18 protein-coding genes are annotated in these 16,263 nt (G+C 60.5%); 5 read left to right on the forward strand and 13 right to left on the reverse strand.

Annotation, left to right across the window (positions count from 1 at the left end; genetic code table 11):
* Positions 1-23: 23 nt before the first annotated feature.
* Together B723_RS21555 and B723_RS21560 are read left to right on the forward strand one after the other, a co-directional pair.
* Positions 24-698 (forward strand): Crp/Fnr family transcriptional regulator, encoded by a 675-nt coding sequence (locus B723_RS21555; protein ID WP_017338877.1) that lies wholly within the window; start codon positions 24-26, stop codon positions 696-698.
* 74 nt (positions 699-772) lie between these two features.
* Positions 773-1,198 carry a putative zinc-binding protein gene (locus tag B723_RS21560; protein WP_017338878.1) on the forward strand — a complete coding sequence of 142 codons (426 nt, stop codon included), beginning with the start codon at positions 773-775 and terminating at the stop codon, positions 1,196-1,198.
* A 51-nt stretch (positions 1,199-1,249) separates the two neighbouring features.
* Here the strand turns inward: B723_RS21560 and ubiT are convergent, their stop codons facing one another.
* The 7 genes from ubiT to norR all read right to left on the reverse strand — a co-directional run bounded on the left by ubiT (position 1,250) and on the right by norR (position 8,055).
* Positions 1,250-1,747 carry a ubiquinone anaerobic biosynthesis accessory factor UbiT gene (gene ubiT, locus B723_RS21565; protein ID WP_017338879.1) on the reverse strand — a complete coding sequence of 166 codons (498 nt, stop codon included), beginning with the start codon at positions 1,745-1,747 and terminating at the stop codon, positions 1,250-1,252.
* Complete coding sequence (locus B723_RS21570; RefSeq protein WP_017338880.1) at positions 1,741-2,631, reverse strand: U32 family peptidase; 891 nt, start codon at positions 2,629-2,631, stop codon at positions 1,741-1,743. Before B723_RS21570 ends, ubiT begins: the two co-directional genes overlap by 7 nt.
* Before the next feature lie 10 nt (positions 2,632-2,641).
* Positions 2,642-3,637 carry a ubiquinone anaerobic biosynthesis protein UbiU gene (gene ubiU / locus B723_RS21575; protein WP_017338881.1) on the reverse strand — a complete coding sequence of 332 codons (996 nt, stop codon included), beginning with the start codon at positions 3,635-3,637 and terminating at the stop codon, positions 2,642-2,644.
* Between the two features lie 122 nt (positions 3,638-3,759).
* Positions 3,760-4,995, reverse strand: coding sequence for a gephyrin-like molybdotransferase Glp (glp, locus tag B723_RS21580; protein ID WP_017338882.1), 1,236 nt, complete (start codon positions 4,993-4,995; stop codon positions 3,760-3,762).
* Positions 4,992-5,546, reverse strand: coding sequence for a molybdenum cofactor biosynthesis protein B (gene moaB, locus B723_RS21585; protein ID WP_017338883.1), 555 nt, complete (start codon positions 5,544-5,546; stop codon positions 4,992-4,994). The genes glp and moaB overlap by 4 nt, the downstream gene beginning before the upstream one ends.
* Positions 5,547-5,789: 243 nt before the next feature.
* The gene (gene pdxH / locus B723_RS21590; protein ID WP_017338884.1) at positions 5,790-6,437 is read right to left on the reverse strand and encodes a pyridoxamine 5'-phosphate oxidase; all 648 of its coding nucleotides are present in this window, start codon (positions 6,435-6,437) and stop codon (positions 5,790-5,792) included.
* 88 nt (positions 6,438-6,525) lie between these two features.
* Entirely contained in the window at positions 6,526-8,055 is a 1,530-nt protein-coding gene (gene norR, locus B723_RS21595) for a nitric oxide reductase transcriptional regulator NorR (RefSeq protein ID WP_017338885.1), read from the reverse strand.
* 155 nt (positions 8,056-8,210) lie between these two features.
* Here norR and ytfE point away from each other — a divergent pair, with 155 nt between their 5' ends.
* The gene (gene ytfE / locus B723_RS21600) at positions 8,211-8,885 is read left to right on the forward strand and encodes an iron-sulfur cluster repair protein YtfE (RefSeq protein WP_017338886.1); all 675 of its coding nucleotides are present in this window, start codon (positions 8,211-8,213) and stop codon (positions 8,883-8,885) included.
* 135 nt (positions 8,886-9,020) lie between these two features.
* Here the strand turns inward: ytfE and B723_RS21605 are convergent, their stop codons facing one another.
* Positions 9,021-9,458: a CopD family copper resistance protein gene (locus B723_RS21605; protein WP_017338887.1), complete on the reverse strand. Its 438-nt coding sequence runs from the start codon at positions 9,456-9,458 to the stop codon at positions 9,021-9,023.
* Positions 9,459-9,486: 28 nt separating this feature from the next.
* Positions 9,487-10,677 (reverse strand): NnrS family protein, encoded by a 1,191-nt coding sequence (locus tag B723_RS21610; protein ID WP_017338888.1) that lies wholly within the window; start codon positions 10,675-10,677, stop codon positions 9,487-9,489.
* A gap of 484 nt (positions 10,678-11,161) precedes the next feature.
* Here B723_RS21610 and B723_RS21615 point away from each other — a divergent pair, with 484 nt between their 5' ends.
* Positions 11,162-11,845 carry a Crp/Fnr family transcriptional regulator gene (locus tag B723_RS21615; protein ID WP_010460193.1) on the forward strand — a complete coding sequence of 228 codons (684 nt, stop codon included), beginning with the start codon at positions 11,162-11,164 and terminating at the stop codon, positions 11,843-11,845.
* Positions 11,842-12,042 (forward strand): hypothetical protein, encoded by a 201-nt coding sequence (locus B723_RS21620; protein WP_017338889.1) that lies wholly within the window; start codon positions 11,842-11,844, stop codon positions 12,040-12,042. Before B723_RS21615 ends, B723_RS21620 begins: the two co-directional genes overlap by 4 nt.
* 15 nt (positions 12,043-12,057) lie before the next feature.
* Here B723_RS21620 and B723_RS21625 read toward each other — a convergent pair whose 3' ends face one another.
* The 4 genes from B723_RS21625 to B723_RS21640 all read right to left on the reverse strand — a co-directional run bounded on the left by B723_RS21625 (position 12,058) and on the right by B723_RS21640 (position 16,262).
* Positions 12,058-13,899, reverse strand: coding sequence for a nitric oxide reductase activation protein NorD (locus B723_RS21625; RefSeq protein WP_017338890.1), 1,842 nt, complete (start codon positions 13,897-13,899; stop codon positions 12,058-12,060).
* A 78-nt stretch (positions 13,900-13,977) separates the two neighbouring features.
* A complete protein-coding gene (locus B723_RS21630; RefSeq protein WP_017338891.1) occupies positions 13,978-15,405 on the reverse strand; it encodes a cbb3-type cytochrome c oxidase subunit I in 1,428 nt (475 codons plus the stop codon).
* A gap of 3 nt (positions 15,406-15,408) precedes the next feature.
* Positions 15,409-15,849 carry a c-type cytochrome gene (locus B723_RS21635; protein ID WP_010460184.1) on the reverse strand — a complete coding sequence of 147 codons (441 nt, stop codon included), beginning with the start codon at positions 15,847-15,849 and terminating at the stop codon, positions 15,409-15,411.
* A 155-nt stretch (positions 15,850-16,004) separates the two neighbouring features.
* A complete protein-coding gene (locus tag B723_RS21640; RefSeq protein WP_031318934.1) occupies positions 16,005-16,262 on the reverse strand; it encodes a cytochrome C oxidase subunit IV family protein in 258 nt (85 codons plus the stop codon).
* Position 16,263: the final 1 nt, after the last annotated feature.

Raw genomic sequence — 16,263 nt, forward strand, 5'->3', positions numbered from 1 at the left:
ATGAGCGTCAGCGGAGGTACGCCATGCTGACCCACCCTTCCATCGTTTTAACGTTGCGCCGTCACCATCTGTTCAGCCAACTTCCGGAGAAAATCTTCGAGGAAGTCTGCGGCCTGGCGATGCTCAAGCGCCTGAGTTGTCACAGCACACTCATGCACCAAGGGGATCCGGCCAAGCGTTTCTTCCTGCTGGTCAGCGGCCAGATCAAGTTGTATCGGCTGACCGGCGAAGGCCAGGAGAATCTGGTGGAGATCATCCAGCCGGGCCAGACCTTTGCCGAAGCTTTACTGTTCAGCCAGGCCCGTCTCTACCCGGTCAGCGCCACGGCGCTGAAAGACAGCGTACTGGTGAGTATCGAGGGCAACCACTACCGCAATGCCCTGGAAGATCAGCCGAAAGTCTGCCTGGCGATCCTGGCGAGCATGAGCGTGCACCTGCACCTGCGTCTGCGCGACATCGACACCTTGACCATGGCCAGTGCGAGCCGCCGGGTGATCAACTTCCTGTTCCAGGAACGCAACCCGGTCAGCGGTTTGATTGTGTTGCAGGTGTCCAAACGCCTGGTGGCCTCGAAGCTGGGCATTCAGCCGGAAACCTTTTCGCGGATCTTGCACCGCCTGGTGGACAGCGGCCTGATCGCGATGGAACGCCGCAACATCAGCATCCTCGCCGAAGAGGATCTCGCGGCCTTCCAATAGTCGTAATTGACCGCCGTCAATGCGCAATGCCACCGCTCTTGCACACTGAAGATGTCCATCCATGGAGAGCGCTCATGTCCCGTTCAACCTTGCCCCTGATTTACTCCTGCTCAGGCTGCTCCAACGTTGCCCAACTGGCCAATACCCTGGCCGTGCGGCTTGATCGCAGCGGACTGGCGGAAATGTCCTGCATCGTCGGGGTCGGCGGGCACGTGGCGGCGTTGGTCAACAAGGCACGCTCGGGACGGCGGATTTTTGCTTTGGATGGTTGTCCGTTGCAATGCGTCGAAAACTGCCTGAAGCAGCATGGTTTGCACGCGGATGTGCATTTGATTCTTAGCCATTACGGGTTGCGCAAACGCTTTGGCGAGGACTGTACGGAGGCGCAGGGGGATGAGTTGTTTGAAGGGATCAAGCAGTTGATTGCCAGTGATGCCCGCCAGTCTGTGGAACAAATACATTCTAATGTGGGCGCGGGCCTGCTCGCGAAGGCGGACTGATATTCAACATTGATGTTGACTGACACACAGCCTTCGCGAGCAAGCCCGCTCTCACATTTTGACCGGCGTTTGCAGGTTGTACTGCGCCGCCAACCCCTTCCCTGCCCGCTCCAGATTGCGCCACAGCCACACAGGCAACACGTCGGGATCGAGGCTGTCGATCAGGTTCTTCAGCGCCAGCCCCAACTCCGTATCGCCCTCTATCACCAAACGCCTGCGAAAGAACAAAGTATCCGGATCCTCCTGACGACTCGCCAGCAATAAAAACTCACGCCAGTTACCACTGATGGTCACATGCGCGTTGGCGCGTTCAGCAATTCGCAACCCTTCACGGGTCAGCGTAAGAAACCAGGACAACCCCAGGTCCGGAATCCGCAAGCACAACCAGCGCCCACGCAACACTTCAAACTCGCCGTCGCGCAACGGCTCCGCGAGGCAGCGATTGAGCGCCTGCTGCAACGCCAGACGCTGCACGACAAAAGGCACCCGGCGCACCAACGGCAACAACCGGTCGGCGCCTTTGAGCAGCCACTTCTTCCGATTCAACACAGGCCGACCTCCTCGACGCGCAACATGCCGGCCTGGCCATGCCAGTAACCGTTACAACCGTCGACGAACACCGGCGGTGTCTCGCCCAGACGAACCCGTTGATAGGCGGCAATGACCTGCGCCATGCCTTGATAACGAGGGCTCAGTCGCAACAAATCAGCGCCGCAGGCCACCAGCCCTGCGTAATCTGCCAGGAGATTGGTCACCTCGGCCGACATCGTTTGAATGCCGTTAATGGTGAACAGTGCCTGCCCTTCCTGACTGGTCAGCGGCAGGCCGTCGGGGTAGTTGATGCAGCAAAACTGGCAGTCGTCCTTGGGCCGGTTTTCCGCCCGCGCGGTGAAGCAGCGTGCGGAATAGGCCAACGGCAAATGTCCATAAGCGAAGACCTCGACTTCCGGGACCTCTCGACCCAGTTCCCGCACCTGATCGAGCACATCGCTAATCAGCGTCGCCGAACACTCCACGGGCGGCACCCAACGGGTCATCCCGCCGTCCAGCAGTTGCGTGAGCGTATGCCCGTTGTACACATTCAGCGCAGGACCGCCCACGAACGGCAACTTGCGCTCGGCCAGAAACTGCACCGCGCCCATGTCGTTGGCTTCCACCAACAGTTGGCCGTTGTCGCAGAGCCGCCGCAGGCTAGAGAGTTCGGAGGCCGCTTCGATAAGCGTCAGGCTGGAGAGAACCAGTTGTGCCTGGCTGCATTCTTGTAACTCGCGCCCCAGCCCCAACCATTGATCCAATGAAAATGACCGGCGTTTCGAGCACACGGTTTCCCCCAGATAAATCACATCCAGGGGCAAGGCCGACATCTCGGCGTAAAAGTTGCTGAGTTGCGCTTTGTCCCAATAAAACAGGACCGGTCCAAGGCTGAGCTTCATGTCGCCTCCCTCATTGCCATGATCGATGGTAAGCACCCAAAGTGGTCTGGCTGCCTTCGGACAAACCGGCCAACACCCGTCGCCATTCTTCCTTGACCCGAAAACTGCCCGGCGAACCACGATGGGCATCCAGCGCCGCACGCCAGACACGGGTGACTTGTTCGACATACGCCGGGCTGCGTTGCCGGCCCTCGATTTTGACCGCCTCGACGCCGATGGCCGTCAATTCCGGCAGCAAGTCCAGGGTGTCGAGGCTGGTGGGTTCTTCCAGCGCATGAAAGCGTTTGCCGCCGACCAGGAAACGGCCTTTGCACAGGGTCGGATAACCGGCGGGTTCCTCAGGGGTGTAACGGTCGATCAGCACTTCACTGAGCCGTGCACTCAAGCCGTCGGCGTCTTCGCTCCAGCGCACCGCTTTGGCCGGCGAACAGACGCCACAGAGGTTCGGCGACTCACCGGTAATGTACGAAGACAGATGGCAACGCCCTTCAGCCATGATGCACAAGCTGCCGAAGCCAAAGACTTCGATGGGCACCGGGCTGCTTGCAGCGACCTGACGCACCTGCGCCAACGACAACACCCGTGGCAGTACCGCGCGACGAACTCCGTAGCGCTGCGCATAAAACTCCAGGGCCGCGGCATGGGTCGCCGAGCCCTGCACCGACAGGTGCAGCGCCAGTTGCGGATGCCGCTGGCTGGCGTAGTTGAGTACGCCGGGGTCGGCGGCGATCAGCGCATCCACACCAAAATCGGCGGCGCGATCAACCGCGCGCTGCCAGCGCTCCCAGCCCTTGGGTTGCGGGTAGGTGTTGACCGCGACATAGAGTTTTCGTTGATGCTGACGAATGTGGGCGACCGCCGCGTCGAACTGTTTGTCGTCCATGTTCAGCCCTGCAAAATGCCGGGCATTGGTGTCATCGCGAAAACCGACATAAACGGCATCGGCGCCTTGGCGCACCGCCGCTTTTAGCGCAGGCAGGTTGCCTGCCGGGCAGACCAGTTGCATGGGTAATCCTCATGGGAAAACGCGTCTGAACCCTCCCTCGATGCCTGTGATACAGCGATCGAAAAAGGCGCTGCCAGTCTAGCGAAACCGGCAGGCACAGCCTTGACGGCAATCAATTGCGATCAATGCATCAGGTCGGCGAAGGACAGGAACATCACGTTGTCGTGCTTGAGCACTTGCTGCTCGCACTCGATCACCGCCAGGCCATCGGCCCAGCACGCGGCGGTCAACATCGCTGAGCTTTGCTGGGGGTGCAGCTCCACGCTCAACTGACCATCAGCACCGGGTGTCAGCCGTGCCCGCAGGTACTGCCGACGTTTGTTGCGCTGCAACCAATCGAACCCGGCGGGCACGGCCAGTGGCGCCGGCAACACATCGCTGACGCCCTGGGCCCTGAGCAGGAACGGGCGCACCACCACCAACGCGGTAATCAGCGCCGCCGAAGGATTGCCCGGCATGCCGATCCAGGGTTTGCCGGCGACTTCGCCGAAGGCCAGCGGCTTGCCCGGCTGAATGGCCAGCCGCCAGAAATCCAGGCTGCCGAGTTCCTCGATCGCTTGTTTGAGGTGATCTTCCTCACCCACCGAGACGCCACCGGAACTCAACAATAGGTCGCATTCCGAAGACGCCAGGCTTAACGCATGCCGGCTGGCGGCCAACTCGTCGGCCATGACGCCATAGTCATGCACCTCGACCCCCCAACCGCTCAACAACGCGGCGAGGCAGTAGCGATTGCTGTTGTAAATCTGCCCGGGCGCCAATGAATCACCCGGCTCACGCAGTTCGTTGCCACTGCTGAGCAAGCACACCTGCAACGGTCGATAGACCTCGACCCGCCCGATACCAGCGCCAGCCAGCAATCCCACTTCTTGCGCACGCAGACGTTTGCCGGCCTGGATTAACAGGTCGCCCCGGCGAACCTCCTCACCTTCTTTGCGCACGTGATCGCCAGTATTGACGGGCGGGAACCACACGCGCTTGCCCTCGATCCGACAACGCTCTTGCGGCACCACGGTGTCGGCGCCTGCAGGTAATGGTGCACCGGTAAAAATCTGCACTGCTTGCTGCGCGAGCAACGGTGAGCACGCCGAATCCCCCGCTGCGATTCGTCCGCCAATCAACAACCAGCCACCCTCCGGTGGCAGGTCAGCGGCCCTGAGGGCATAACCGTCCATGGCGCTGTTGTCCCAGGCCGGCAGGTTGACGGGAGAATGAATGTCCGCCGCCAGCACCCGACCCAAAGCTTGATCCAGGTCGATCTTTTGCGCCAGGGGCGGCGGCGGTGCCTGGTCCAGCAAACGATTGATGGCCTCGTCCACCGGCATCAAGTGACCAAGGTCACACACCCGGCCGGTCATGAGCGGGTCTCGCAGGCGTCGACGCCCCGTTGCCCTTGCGGTTTCAAATGGGGGGCGAAATTGCATGGGCCGGTGCGGCTGTCCAGCTGTTCGAGCAGGATCTGGTTCCAGGCCGTTCGACACGCGCCCGGCGAACCCGGAACGCAGCACACCAGCACGCCATTGCTCATCCCTGCCAATGCCCGGGATTGCAGGCTGGACATGCCGATTTCCGCAAGGGACACCTGACGGAACAGTTCACCGAAGCCTTCCACGTGTTTGTCCAGCAACGGCAAAACCGCTTGTGGTGTGTTGTCGCGCGCGGTGAAACCGGTGCCGCCGGTCATCAATACCACCTGCACCTTGGGGTCGGCGATCCAGTGGGAAACCTTGGCGCGGATCTGATAAATGTCGTCCTTGACCAGACCACGATCGATCAATACATGCCCGGCCGTTTGCAGCAAATCCGTGAGGGTCTGCCCCGAGGTGTCAGTGTCAAAGGTGCGCGTATCGCTGATGGTCAGCACGGCAATGTTCAGGGGTTCAAACGTGCGTTGCGCCAGATGGGCCATATCCAAGCCTTCCCGTAAATGAGGGTATGGGGCAAAGCCTGAACTGGAATTCCCGATGAGCCTATTCCTCCAAGGAGGTACCTCTACAGGGACATATGAAGAACGTGTAGGCCACACGATACCTGTGGGAGCGAGCCTGCTCGCGATAGCGGCTTGTCAGGCAATATTGATGTCGACTGACCCACTGCTATCGCGAGCAGGCTCGCTCCCACATTGTTCTCCATCGCTGCGCGTTCTGCGGGTTCAAGGTGCCAAGCGGTTCCGTTGCCATACGCCATCGCGCAACCGGTAATCGAGACGGTCATGCAAGCGGTCGGCACGGCCTTGCCAGAATTCCAGGCGATCAGGCTGCAAGCAGTAGCCGCCCCAGTGCTCGGGCCGCGGCACGGCCTGGCCGGCAAACCGTTGGGTGGTTTGTATCAACAGCGACTCAAGCTCGGTCCGATTGGCCAATGGTCGGCTTTGCGGTGAGGCCCAGGCGCCCAGGCGACTGTCCTGTGAGCGGGAATCGAAGTACGCATCCGACAGCGTCGGGGCGAGCCTGGACACCTGCCCCTCGATCCGCACCTGACGCTCCAGCCCCGGCCAAAAAAAGGTCATCGCAGCATACGGATTAGCAGCCAATTGCTGCCCCTTGTCGCTCTGGTAATGACCGAAAAACGTGAAGCCTTCATCACTAAAGCCCTTGAGCAGCAGGACCCGACAGTGCGGGCGACCTTCACTGTCGACGGTCGCCAACATCATGCTGTTGGCTTCGACAGGCGCGCGCTCGGTGTCGCGGGCCAGTTGCATCCACTGTCGGAACATGGCCAGCGGGTCGTCCAGCGCCGCTTCGTCTTGCAGGCCAAAAAGGGTGTAGTTGCGGCGCATCTGTGCCAGGGAAAGCGGCATGAGGGTGATCTCCGAAAAGGTTCTGCCCAGCGTGCGAGACTTCGCGCAACAGCACCTTGATCACCATCAACACTGAGCATGCCCAGCCTTACTTGAGACGTAACCGCCGCGCCAGTTTGTGCAGGTTGCTGGGATCGATTTCCAGGATCCGCGCGGCGCTGGCCCAGTTATCCCCGGACAGGCTCAAGGCCTGGAGAATTTTCTTGCGCTGGTAATCGTCGACCGCTTCCCCCAAGGGCTGGAACGGTGCGTCAGCCGTTTCGTCCAGAGGACTTTCGACGACCACGCCCTGCCCGCCCATGGCACTGTCGAGGTCCAGAATCTCGGGTTCCAGCGTCATGATCAGGGTGCGACTCGTGCCGCGGCTGAGCGTCTTCAACGCGGCTCGGCTGATCACATGTTCCAGCTCGCGCACGTTGCCCGGCCAGCTGTAAGTCAGCAGCGCGCGCTCGGCGGCCGGCGACAGACGCAAACCGCGCAAGCCAAGCCGCGCCCGATTCAGCTCAAGGAAGTGCCCGGCCAGCATCAACACATCGTTACCCCGCTCGCGCAACGGCGGAATCGGCACCGGATAGACCGAGAGCCGGTGATACAGATCCGCCCGAAACAAGCCATCGCGGATGCTGTCCGGCAGGTGCCGGTTAGTCGCGGCGATGATGCGCACATCCACGTGCAACGGCTTGTCGGCGCCGAGGCGCTGGATCTCGCCGTTCTGCAGGGTGCGCAGCAGTTTCGCCTGCACAGCCAATGGCAATTCACCGACTTCATCGAGAAACAGCGTGCCGCCGTTGGCCGCATCGAAACGCCCGGCACGGTCACTGGTGGCGCCGGAAAACGCGCCTTTGACATGGCCGAACAATTCACTTTCCGCCAGAGACTCCGGCAAAGCCGCACAGTTGACCTGCACCAGCGGCTTATGACTGCGACGCGACAGACGATGCAAGCGCCGGGCGAACAGCTCTTTGCCGACGCCGGTCTCGCCCAGCAGCAACACCGGCAGCTCGGAATCGGCCAGCACATCCAGTTCATTGAGCAACTGGTGCAGCACTTCACTTTGCCCGAGGATCTCGCCTTCGTCCGCCGGTCTGCGTACGTCTTGAATATCGCTGCGGGACAAGCGCAGGCTGCGGTTTTCCTGTTCCAGTCGGGTGACTCGCACGGCGGCTTCGATCTGCAAGGTGCAGCGCTTGAGTTCTTCCCGCGCACGGCTGTCGAAGGTCCCGGCATGCAGCGCATCGAGGGTGATCGCCCCCCAGATCCGACCTTCCACATACAGGCTCACGCCCATGCAGTCATGCACTGGCATCGGTTCGCCGGCGTGATTGTCGAGCAAGCCATCATAGGGATCCGGCAGCCGACTGTCGGGCTCGAACCAGGTGGGTTCGCGCGACGCCATGATCGCCGCCAGCCGCGGATGCTGAGCGATGACAAACCGGCGGCCCAACGCTTCATGCACCAGCCCCACCGTCGCGACCGGCCTGAGGCTGTCGTCATCCAGACGCAGCAATCCCACGGCGCCACTGTTGAAGTACTCGCGCAGGGTCTGGACCAAACGTTGCAACCGCACAGCATTCGGCAACTCGACGATCAGGTCGGCCGCCAGGCTTTCACGCAGCATGGTAGTTATTACCCTCTATGGTTGGATTCACCCTAAAGCGTCCGGGTGTCTATCACCACAACTAAAAATTAAGCCATATTTTTCAATGCGTTAAATATGGCATGCCGGGTGCAATGAGCCTGGGGAACCGTTGAAATCCAAACAAGGAACCCCTGATGAGCCTGACTCTATTGGAACAAAGCCTCGGCCAACTGGCGTGCGACATTCCCGGCGCCACACGGATTTTTCACACCTTTAAACTGGACTTCTGTTGTGGCGGGCATAAAAGCCTGCTTGAAGCGGCCGCTGGCAAAGGCCTCGATCCGGCCCTGATTGCCGATGCGCTGCACCGGCTGCAAGACACCGGCGAAACCCAGCACGACTGGCGCAACGAACCCTCGGAGCTGTTGATCGCCCATCTTCTGGCGCGCTACCACGCCCGCCATCGCGAACAACTGCCGGAACTGATTCGTCTGGCCCGCCGCGTCGAACAGGTCCATGGTGCCCGCAGCAGTTGCCCCAACGGCCTGGCCGATCTCTTGACCGACATGCAACAAGAACTTGAAGGCCACATGCTCAAGGAAGAACAAGTGCTCTTCCCGATGCTGCAACAAGGCATCGGCCCTCAGGCCGCACCGCCGATCCAGGTGCTGCGCTTTGAACATGATCAACATGGCGAAGCACTGGAAAGGCTGCTTGCGCTGACCAACAACATCACCCCGCCGGCCGATGCCTGTAATACCTGGCGTGCCCTGTATCGCGGGCTGCTAGAGTTCCGTGATGACTTGATGCAACACATCCATCTGGAAAACAACGTGTTGTTCGTCAACGCACTTAAACCTCGCCATTGATCGATTGCGGGTCATACAAAACCAGTGACACAGCTTTCGCGAGCCGGCTCGCTCTCACAGGGAACGGTATCCCAATGTAGGAACGAGCCGGCTCGCGAATGGCACCGTTACAGGGTTACCGGTTCTCCAGCGCGATCAACCGTGCCAATAGAACATGGCCTTGGCCAGGATCACGATCAACACCATGTGCCCGAGGATGCTGCGGCGAATCCAAGTGGCGCGGGTCGTGGTCAGGCGTGCGCTTTTCAGCCAGTACGCCAGCAGAAAATAATGGCCGATGATGCTCAGGGCCAGGATGATCTTCAGGCTCAGCAACGTACCAAAACTGCTCGCCAGCGGCTGACTCAATACACCCCGGTGTTGCCACGCCAGGCTGATACCGGCGCCATACAACAGCAGCACCACGCCATGCAGCACCTTGCGCGAACGCACTGCAATCGCTTGATCGGCGCTCGTTTGCGCGCTAACCGCCACCTGCTGGCGGGCGTTGTGCCAGATCACCACCTCGAAAAACAGCGTGCCGATGAAGGCAATCGCCGCCAGCAAGTGGGTAACCAGTAAAAAGGGATACATCACCGGCAGCCTCCATCAGTTAGCGTGCTTAGCCCGGATGGCCGTCCACCCGGGACTGCAACAGCATCGGCCCATAGCGCCAGGCGTATAGCGCAAACGCCAGCACCCAACACAGACCGGCCAGCCACAACGCCGGCAAGGGGAAAAACAGGATCAACACGACCCGGCTCAGACAGGCCAGGTTGAGCAGAATGAACGCCAGGGTCATGCCCGACGGCGGCTCCAGCGCGCGGCCGGTATGCCCCAGGCTGACCCGTGCAATCATCGCCAGCACCAGGCCACCCATGGCGCCAATGGACAGGCAATGCACCGCCAGACTCGGATTGATCGGCACACCGAAATGCCACAGCGCCATCCCGAGACAGGCCACCGCCAACCAGGCATAAGCCAGGTACAACGACCACAACAACGGCACATGCCAGAGGGCGCGATCATGCCAGCGCACCAGGCGCACCAGATGCCCTGCGGCCAACACAGCGAACAACAGGCCCACCCAGAAATCGGGGGCAAGCGCAGGTCCAGCGGCATAGAGCAACGCCACCAGCGGTGAGCCAATCAGCAGCAGCCAATCCAGCCACGGCCAAGGGGTAACGCCCTCGACCTTGCCGAGGCCGCGCTGGATGAAGAACGGAATGACGCGCCCACCGATCAAACCCATCATTGCCGCCACCAGCCACATACCCGTCAACACGCCTTGACGCTGCCAGCCTTCATGACCTTCGACCAGACCATACAGGGACAACCCATCGGCCGCCGCTAACAGCAGCAACACCACCGCTATGGGGTAGTTACGTTTCTGCCGCACCTTCCACAAGGTGAATCCCATGAGCGCAGCCACCGCCAGCGGGAACGCCAGTTCCAGCACCGCGAGCACCGGCAACGGTGCATTGACCAGCCAGGCCACGCGCGCCAACAACCACAGCAGCGCCAGCATGGCCAGTGGTTGCCCGCTGATGCCGGGGCGACCGGTCCAGGTCTGCACCGCCGTCAGCAGAAAGCCGGCGATGATCGCCAAGCCGAATCCGAACAGCAATTCGTGTCGATGCCAGCCCAGCCAGCCACCCGCCGGCTGCCAGCCGGAAAGCTCACCACTGAAGGCGAACAGCCAGAGCGGAATGACCAGCACCGCCAGCAGGCAGCCGGCGAGGAAAAATGGCCGAAAGGCCAAACGCAACAGCGGCGCGATAGCCATCGCTTTACGGCGGTCAAGCACTTGCATAAAGCTACTCCTTTACCTTGCTGCTGACCTGACGCCAACCCACACGCGTCGAGGCAAGTCCGGAGGCAATCATCGGGTATTGACGATTAATTGCCTTTGTCGCAGATCAAGTGTGCAAGGGCCGTGCCCTGATGTTCATTCGCCCGCTGTGGTGAGAGGACCTGCCCCCTGCGGGACCAACCCAAGGGTAAAAATGACCATTAAAGGGTTATTTAAACCCTAAACCTCGTGGTCGTTTTTACCCTCCTATCTGACAACCCCAGTAAACAAAGGGCTCCAGGCATGGCCCGCGTCTTGCTCAATGGTTCAGAAATTAAGGAAAACCTGATCCTTCTCGATCTCCAGGAGTCGTCATGAAAAAAGTCATCCAGCCATTGGCCTGGTTTGTTGTGCTGACCTCGGTGCTGGCGTTGGCCAGCGGTGTCTCGCTGGGCCTCGTTTGACTTGATCGCCATCCCCTCCTCAAACCTCAGGATGAATTCTTATGGTGCTTCATCGCGTCCATCACCAGATTCTGCGCAGTCACCACTTGTTCGAGCCGTTGAACGAAGAACAGCTGGATGAGTTGATGAGTACCAGCCATTTGCTGAGCATCGACAAAGGCGAACCGTTGTTCCGTCAGGGCGAGCCGGCTGACTCGTTCTATTTCGTGATTGCCGGCGCGGTGAAAATCTATCGCCTGACGCCGGACGGGCAGGAGAAAGTGTTTGAGGTCATTGGTGACCGGCAAACCTTCGCCGAAGCGATGATGCTGATGGACACCCCGAACTATGTGGCCTCGGCCGAAGCGATCTGCCCCACTCAGCTCTATCGGTTATCCAACAGCACCTATATGCGCCTGCTGCAAAGTAACAGCCGACTGACCTTTGCGCTGCTCGGCAAGCTGTGCGTTCGCCTGCATCAACGGGTCAACGAAATCGAAACCCTGTCACTGAAAAACGCCACCCACCGGGTCGTGCGTTATCTGCTGACGCAACTGGTGCGCCAGCAAACCGTTGGCAGCCAATTCGAACTGCCAATGGCCAAGCAACTGATTGCCGGGCACCTGTCGATCCAGCCGGAAACCTTTTCGCGGATCATCCGTCGCCTGATCGATGAAAACATCATCACCCAGGACGGCCGCCAGATCGCCATTCTTGATCGTCTGCGCCTGGAACAGTTCGAGTGAGTGCCCTGCCCGTCTGTTTGTATTGCCAACGCGCCAACCCCGCACAAGAAACCGAGTGCCTCCAGTGCGGCATGCCCCTGCCGGTATTGGCCGCACACGCGGCGCAACGTCGGCTGCGCCGATTCACGTGGTTCTGCATTGGCCTGACGATCTTCTGCGTGGCGATGTTTTTCTGGCTGCCACGCGGCAGCAGTTGATGCTGCGCGCCCCCCTCAAGGTTGGGTCAACTGGCGGTACAGCTGCGGCAATCGCAGGGGTAATTGCTCGGGCTGACGGATCAAGGTGTAGCCATTGGCGCCGAACATGTAAGGCAGGTATTCCCCGGCCTCGCGATCAATCGTGATGCAGAACGGCGTCAACCCCTTGCGTCGCGCCTCCAGCACCGCTTCGCGGGTGTCTTCAACGCCGTAACGTCCCTCGTACAAGTCCAGATCGTTTGGTTTGCCATCCGTGAGCAGCAGCAACAGTTTGCTGCGGCGCTTGCTCTCGCCCAGCAGTTGGGTGGCCTGGCGGATGGCGGCGCCCATGCGCGTGTAATAACCCGGTTTGAGCCCTTGAATACGACCGCGGGTGTTGTCGTCATAACGCTGGGTGAAAGACTTGAGTTCCTGCATCCGCACTTGATGACGGCGCAACGAGGAAAACCCGTACAGGGCGAAATCATCACCGAGCACCGACAGGGTCTCACCGAACAGCAGCAAGCTGTCGCGGATGACATCAATCACCCGATGCTCATCGTTCAGGTGCGCGTCGGTGGACATCGACACATCGGCCAGCAACAGGCACGCCAGGTCACGGCGTGTCTGCCGTTGTTCCATGAACAAACCGCGTTCCGCACACTGGCCATGCTCGCGTTCAACGTGAAAATCCAGCCAGGCCTGCATATCCAGTTCAGACCCTTGGGGTTGCTGGCGTAACCATTGGCGGTCATTGCGCAGGTGCTCGAACTGGCGCCGCAGACGGTGCGCCGAAGCTTTCAGCCGTGGCGGCAGTGGCTGCGCCTCGCAGTCCCGGGGCACCATCATTTGCAGATTGACGAAGGCGTCTTGCATCTGCTGTTTGCGATAGTCCCACTCCGGCAACTTGATGCCCTCGCCCAGGGGAATATCGTCGACATCGGCCGGCGGTAAATCCAGGTGCAGCTTGAGGCCGCCGCCCTTGCGCAGACGGGTGCGCGACAGGCTCAACTCGTCGAGGTCCTCGGCGACTTTGGCCGCGTCCGGGTCCTCGCTGTCGTCCGACCAGCGATCCAGGTCCACGTGTTCGGTCCAGCTGAACAGGTTCTCCAGACGCACGATTAACAACCCGCCGTCACGGGTGCTTTCATCTATCCGCTTGGCGCGTTTGCTTGCGCCCTTTTGCTCACCGGGCGGGGTCGTCAACGATTCTTCGGACTCCTCCCCCAGGTCGGCAGCCTGAGGGCTCGCGAGGTTTTGCGGCGGGTACAACCACAGCGGCAACGGCCACGCGGCCCGTTCGCTGCGGGGGAAATGTTCGACACTGCCGGGCTCGCGCAGCGCCTGGCATAACGCCCGTTCCAGGGCCGCTTCGCCGCTACTCATTGTGGCCGGATCCGGGCGCAATTGCAGGTGAGCATCGACCAGACGTTTGTACCTGGCACGCAACGCGGGATAACGCCCTAACAGCAGTTGCGTCCAGCGTTGATTGTCCCGTCCCCAGTGCCGCATCTGGCCGGCCTGTGCCGCCAGCAAGGCGAGCCAACGATAGAGTTCTTCGTTCAGTGCGACTTCGGGAAACACCGCGAGGCTCGACGGCAGACGAAGGTTGCTCGCATCGCACCACGCCAGGGGCACTTGCTTGCAGGTGCCGGCGATCTGCTGCAACACGTTGCGCCGCAACAGCAGATCGCGGTCGCTGGCGGCTTCGACACCGATGCCACTGGCGCCGCCCATGGCGCGAAACAGCAGCGCCAGCGGACGTTGCTGGCTGGCCAGTTCGACGCGTGCTTCAGGGAAGTCCGGGCTGGCGCGCCGGGTGATGAAGCGATGCCAGACGCTGCCGACCCACTCTTCCAGTTCGACGGTAAAGGCCATGATCATTGCCCTTTTTGTAAAGCAAAAAAACGGCCCGCTGTATCAGCCGGGCCGACCTTTTCTAGCCTTGACAGCGACTCATGAAGGCACCACGGCCGCCGGGGCGCGCAAGGCTGCGCGGCCACGTTGTTTGAAGCTGAACAGGTAACAGAGCAGTCCCGCAAGGAAACCAAGACCGGCGCCAAAACGGGCCCAGAACAGCACCTGCAGATGTTCGACCGTGGCCATGAAGGGCAACGCGACACCATCGACCTGCCAGCGTTGCAGGTAGACCTGAACGACACCGGCTGCGGTGAGGAACAGCGTGATCATCACCATCGACAGGGTCATCAACCAGAAGCCCCAGATTTCGAAGGTCTGCGAGCGCTCATCGCCTGCTTCACCCAACCCGCGCAATCGTGGCATGGCGTAGCTGATCAAGGTCATCACGATCATCGCGTAAGCACCGTAGAAAGCCAGGTGGCCGTGCGCCGCCGTCAGTTGCGAACCGTGGGTATAGAAGTTGACCGGTGCCAGGGTATGCAAGAAGCCCCAGACGCCAGCACCGAAGAACGCTGTGACGACGGTTCCCTTGGCCCACAGGGTGGCGGCGCGGTTCGGGTGTAGCCGGCGGCGGTTCTTCACCATGCTGAAGGCGAAGATCACCATGGCCAGGAACGGCAGCGGTTCGAGTGCCGAGAAGATTGAACCGACCCACAACCAGACCTCAGGCGCACCGATCCAGAAGAAGTGGTGACCGGTGCCGATGATCCCGGTAATCAGCGCCATGGCGATGATCACATACAGCCATTTCTCCACGACTTCCCGGTCTACCCCGGTGATCTTGATCAGGACAAACGCGAGCATCGAACCCATGATCAGTTCCCACACGCCTTCCACCCAAAGATGCACCACCCACCACCAGTAGAACTTGTCGCGGGCCAGGTTGCCGGGGTTATAGAAGGAGAACAGGAAGAACACCGCGAGCCCGATCAACCCGGTCATCATCACCATGCTGACGGTGGTCTTGCGACCTTTTAGCAGGGTCATGCCGATGTTGTAGAGGAAGCCCAGGCACACCACCACAATGCCCATCTTGGTGATGGTCGGTTGCTCCAGGAACTCCCGGCCCATGGTCGGCAGCAATTCGTTGTGGGTCAGCCTGGCCAGGCCGGCATACGGCACCAGCAGATAGCCCAGGATCGTCAGCACACCCGCGGCGGCGAAGACCCAGAACAGGATGATCGCCAGCTTGGGACTGTGCAGTTCGCGGTCGGCCTCTTCCGGAATCAGGTAATAGGCAGCGCCCATGAACCCGAACAGCAGCCAGACGATCAGCAGGTTGGTGTGCACCATCCGCGCCACGTTGAAGGGAATGATCGGGAACAGAAAGTCCCCTATCACGTATTGCAGGCCCATGATCAACCCGAACAGCACCTGACCGAGAAACAGCATCAGGGCGAACACGAAGTACGGTTTGGCCACGGCTTGCGAGGCAAATTTCAGATGCGGATTAGCAATGCTCATCGCTTAGCCCTCCTTGTTTGGCGGCCAGCCATTGGTGTTGATGTTCGAGCTCCATTTGAGGAACTCGGCGATGTCATCCACCTCCTGGTCACTCAACTTGAACTGCGGCATCGCGCGCCGGCCGGGGACACCCAGTGGCTGCATTTTCATCCAGGCATGCAGAAAGGGTTTGAAGCCCGCTTCCCCACCGCGCCGCTGGAACACGTTGCCCAGCTCAGGCGCAAAGTAGGCGCCCTCGCCCAGCAGCGTGTGGCAGCCGATGCAATTGTTTTGCTCCCAGACCAACTTTCCGCGCACCACGGATTCGGTGAGCTGCGCCTCATTGCTGCGGGCCGGAAAGGTCTGTTCCGTGTGATAGGTCAAGGCCAGGAATATCAGGAAGAAGAAGATGCTTCCCCCGAAATAGATATTCCTGGCCATGCCTTTGGTGAAGGTCTCTGACATGGTCGCTTCCTCTTTGCTTGGCCCGTCCATGATAGGAAGCGAAGGGTTGAAACCTGCTTGATGGCGATCAAGAAAGACAGATGGTTTGGGTCGGGTATTACTGACAACGCAAATCGAATGGGAGCGAGCAAGCCCGCTCCCACATGAGTATTCCTTCAGCGGAACGACATCAGTGTCATCCCGATCACCGTCGCCAACACCAGCGCCCAGCTCAACATCAACCGGCGCCACAGTCGCGGCGCGTGGCGCATCTCCATGAAGCCATCGGTGATCAGCCACGCCTTGCCCACCGCCACAAGCAAGATGGCCATCGACAGCAGCGATGTCGAGCCAACGTGGGCCAACGCCACCGTGCACACACTTAACGTGGCAAGCGCCGCCCAACAGACGAGCAATACCCTGGAAACAGACATG

This window comes from Pseudomonas fluorescens NCIMB 11764 (assembly GCF_000293885.2).
Taxonomy (GTDB): domain Bacteria; phylum Pseudomonadota; class Gammaproteobacteria; order Pseudomonadales; family Pseudomonadaceae; genus Aquipseudomonas; species Aquipseudomonas fluorescens_B.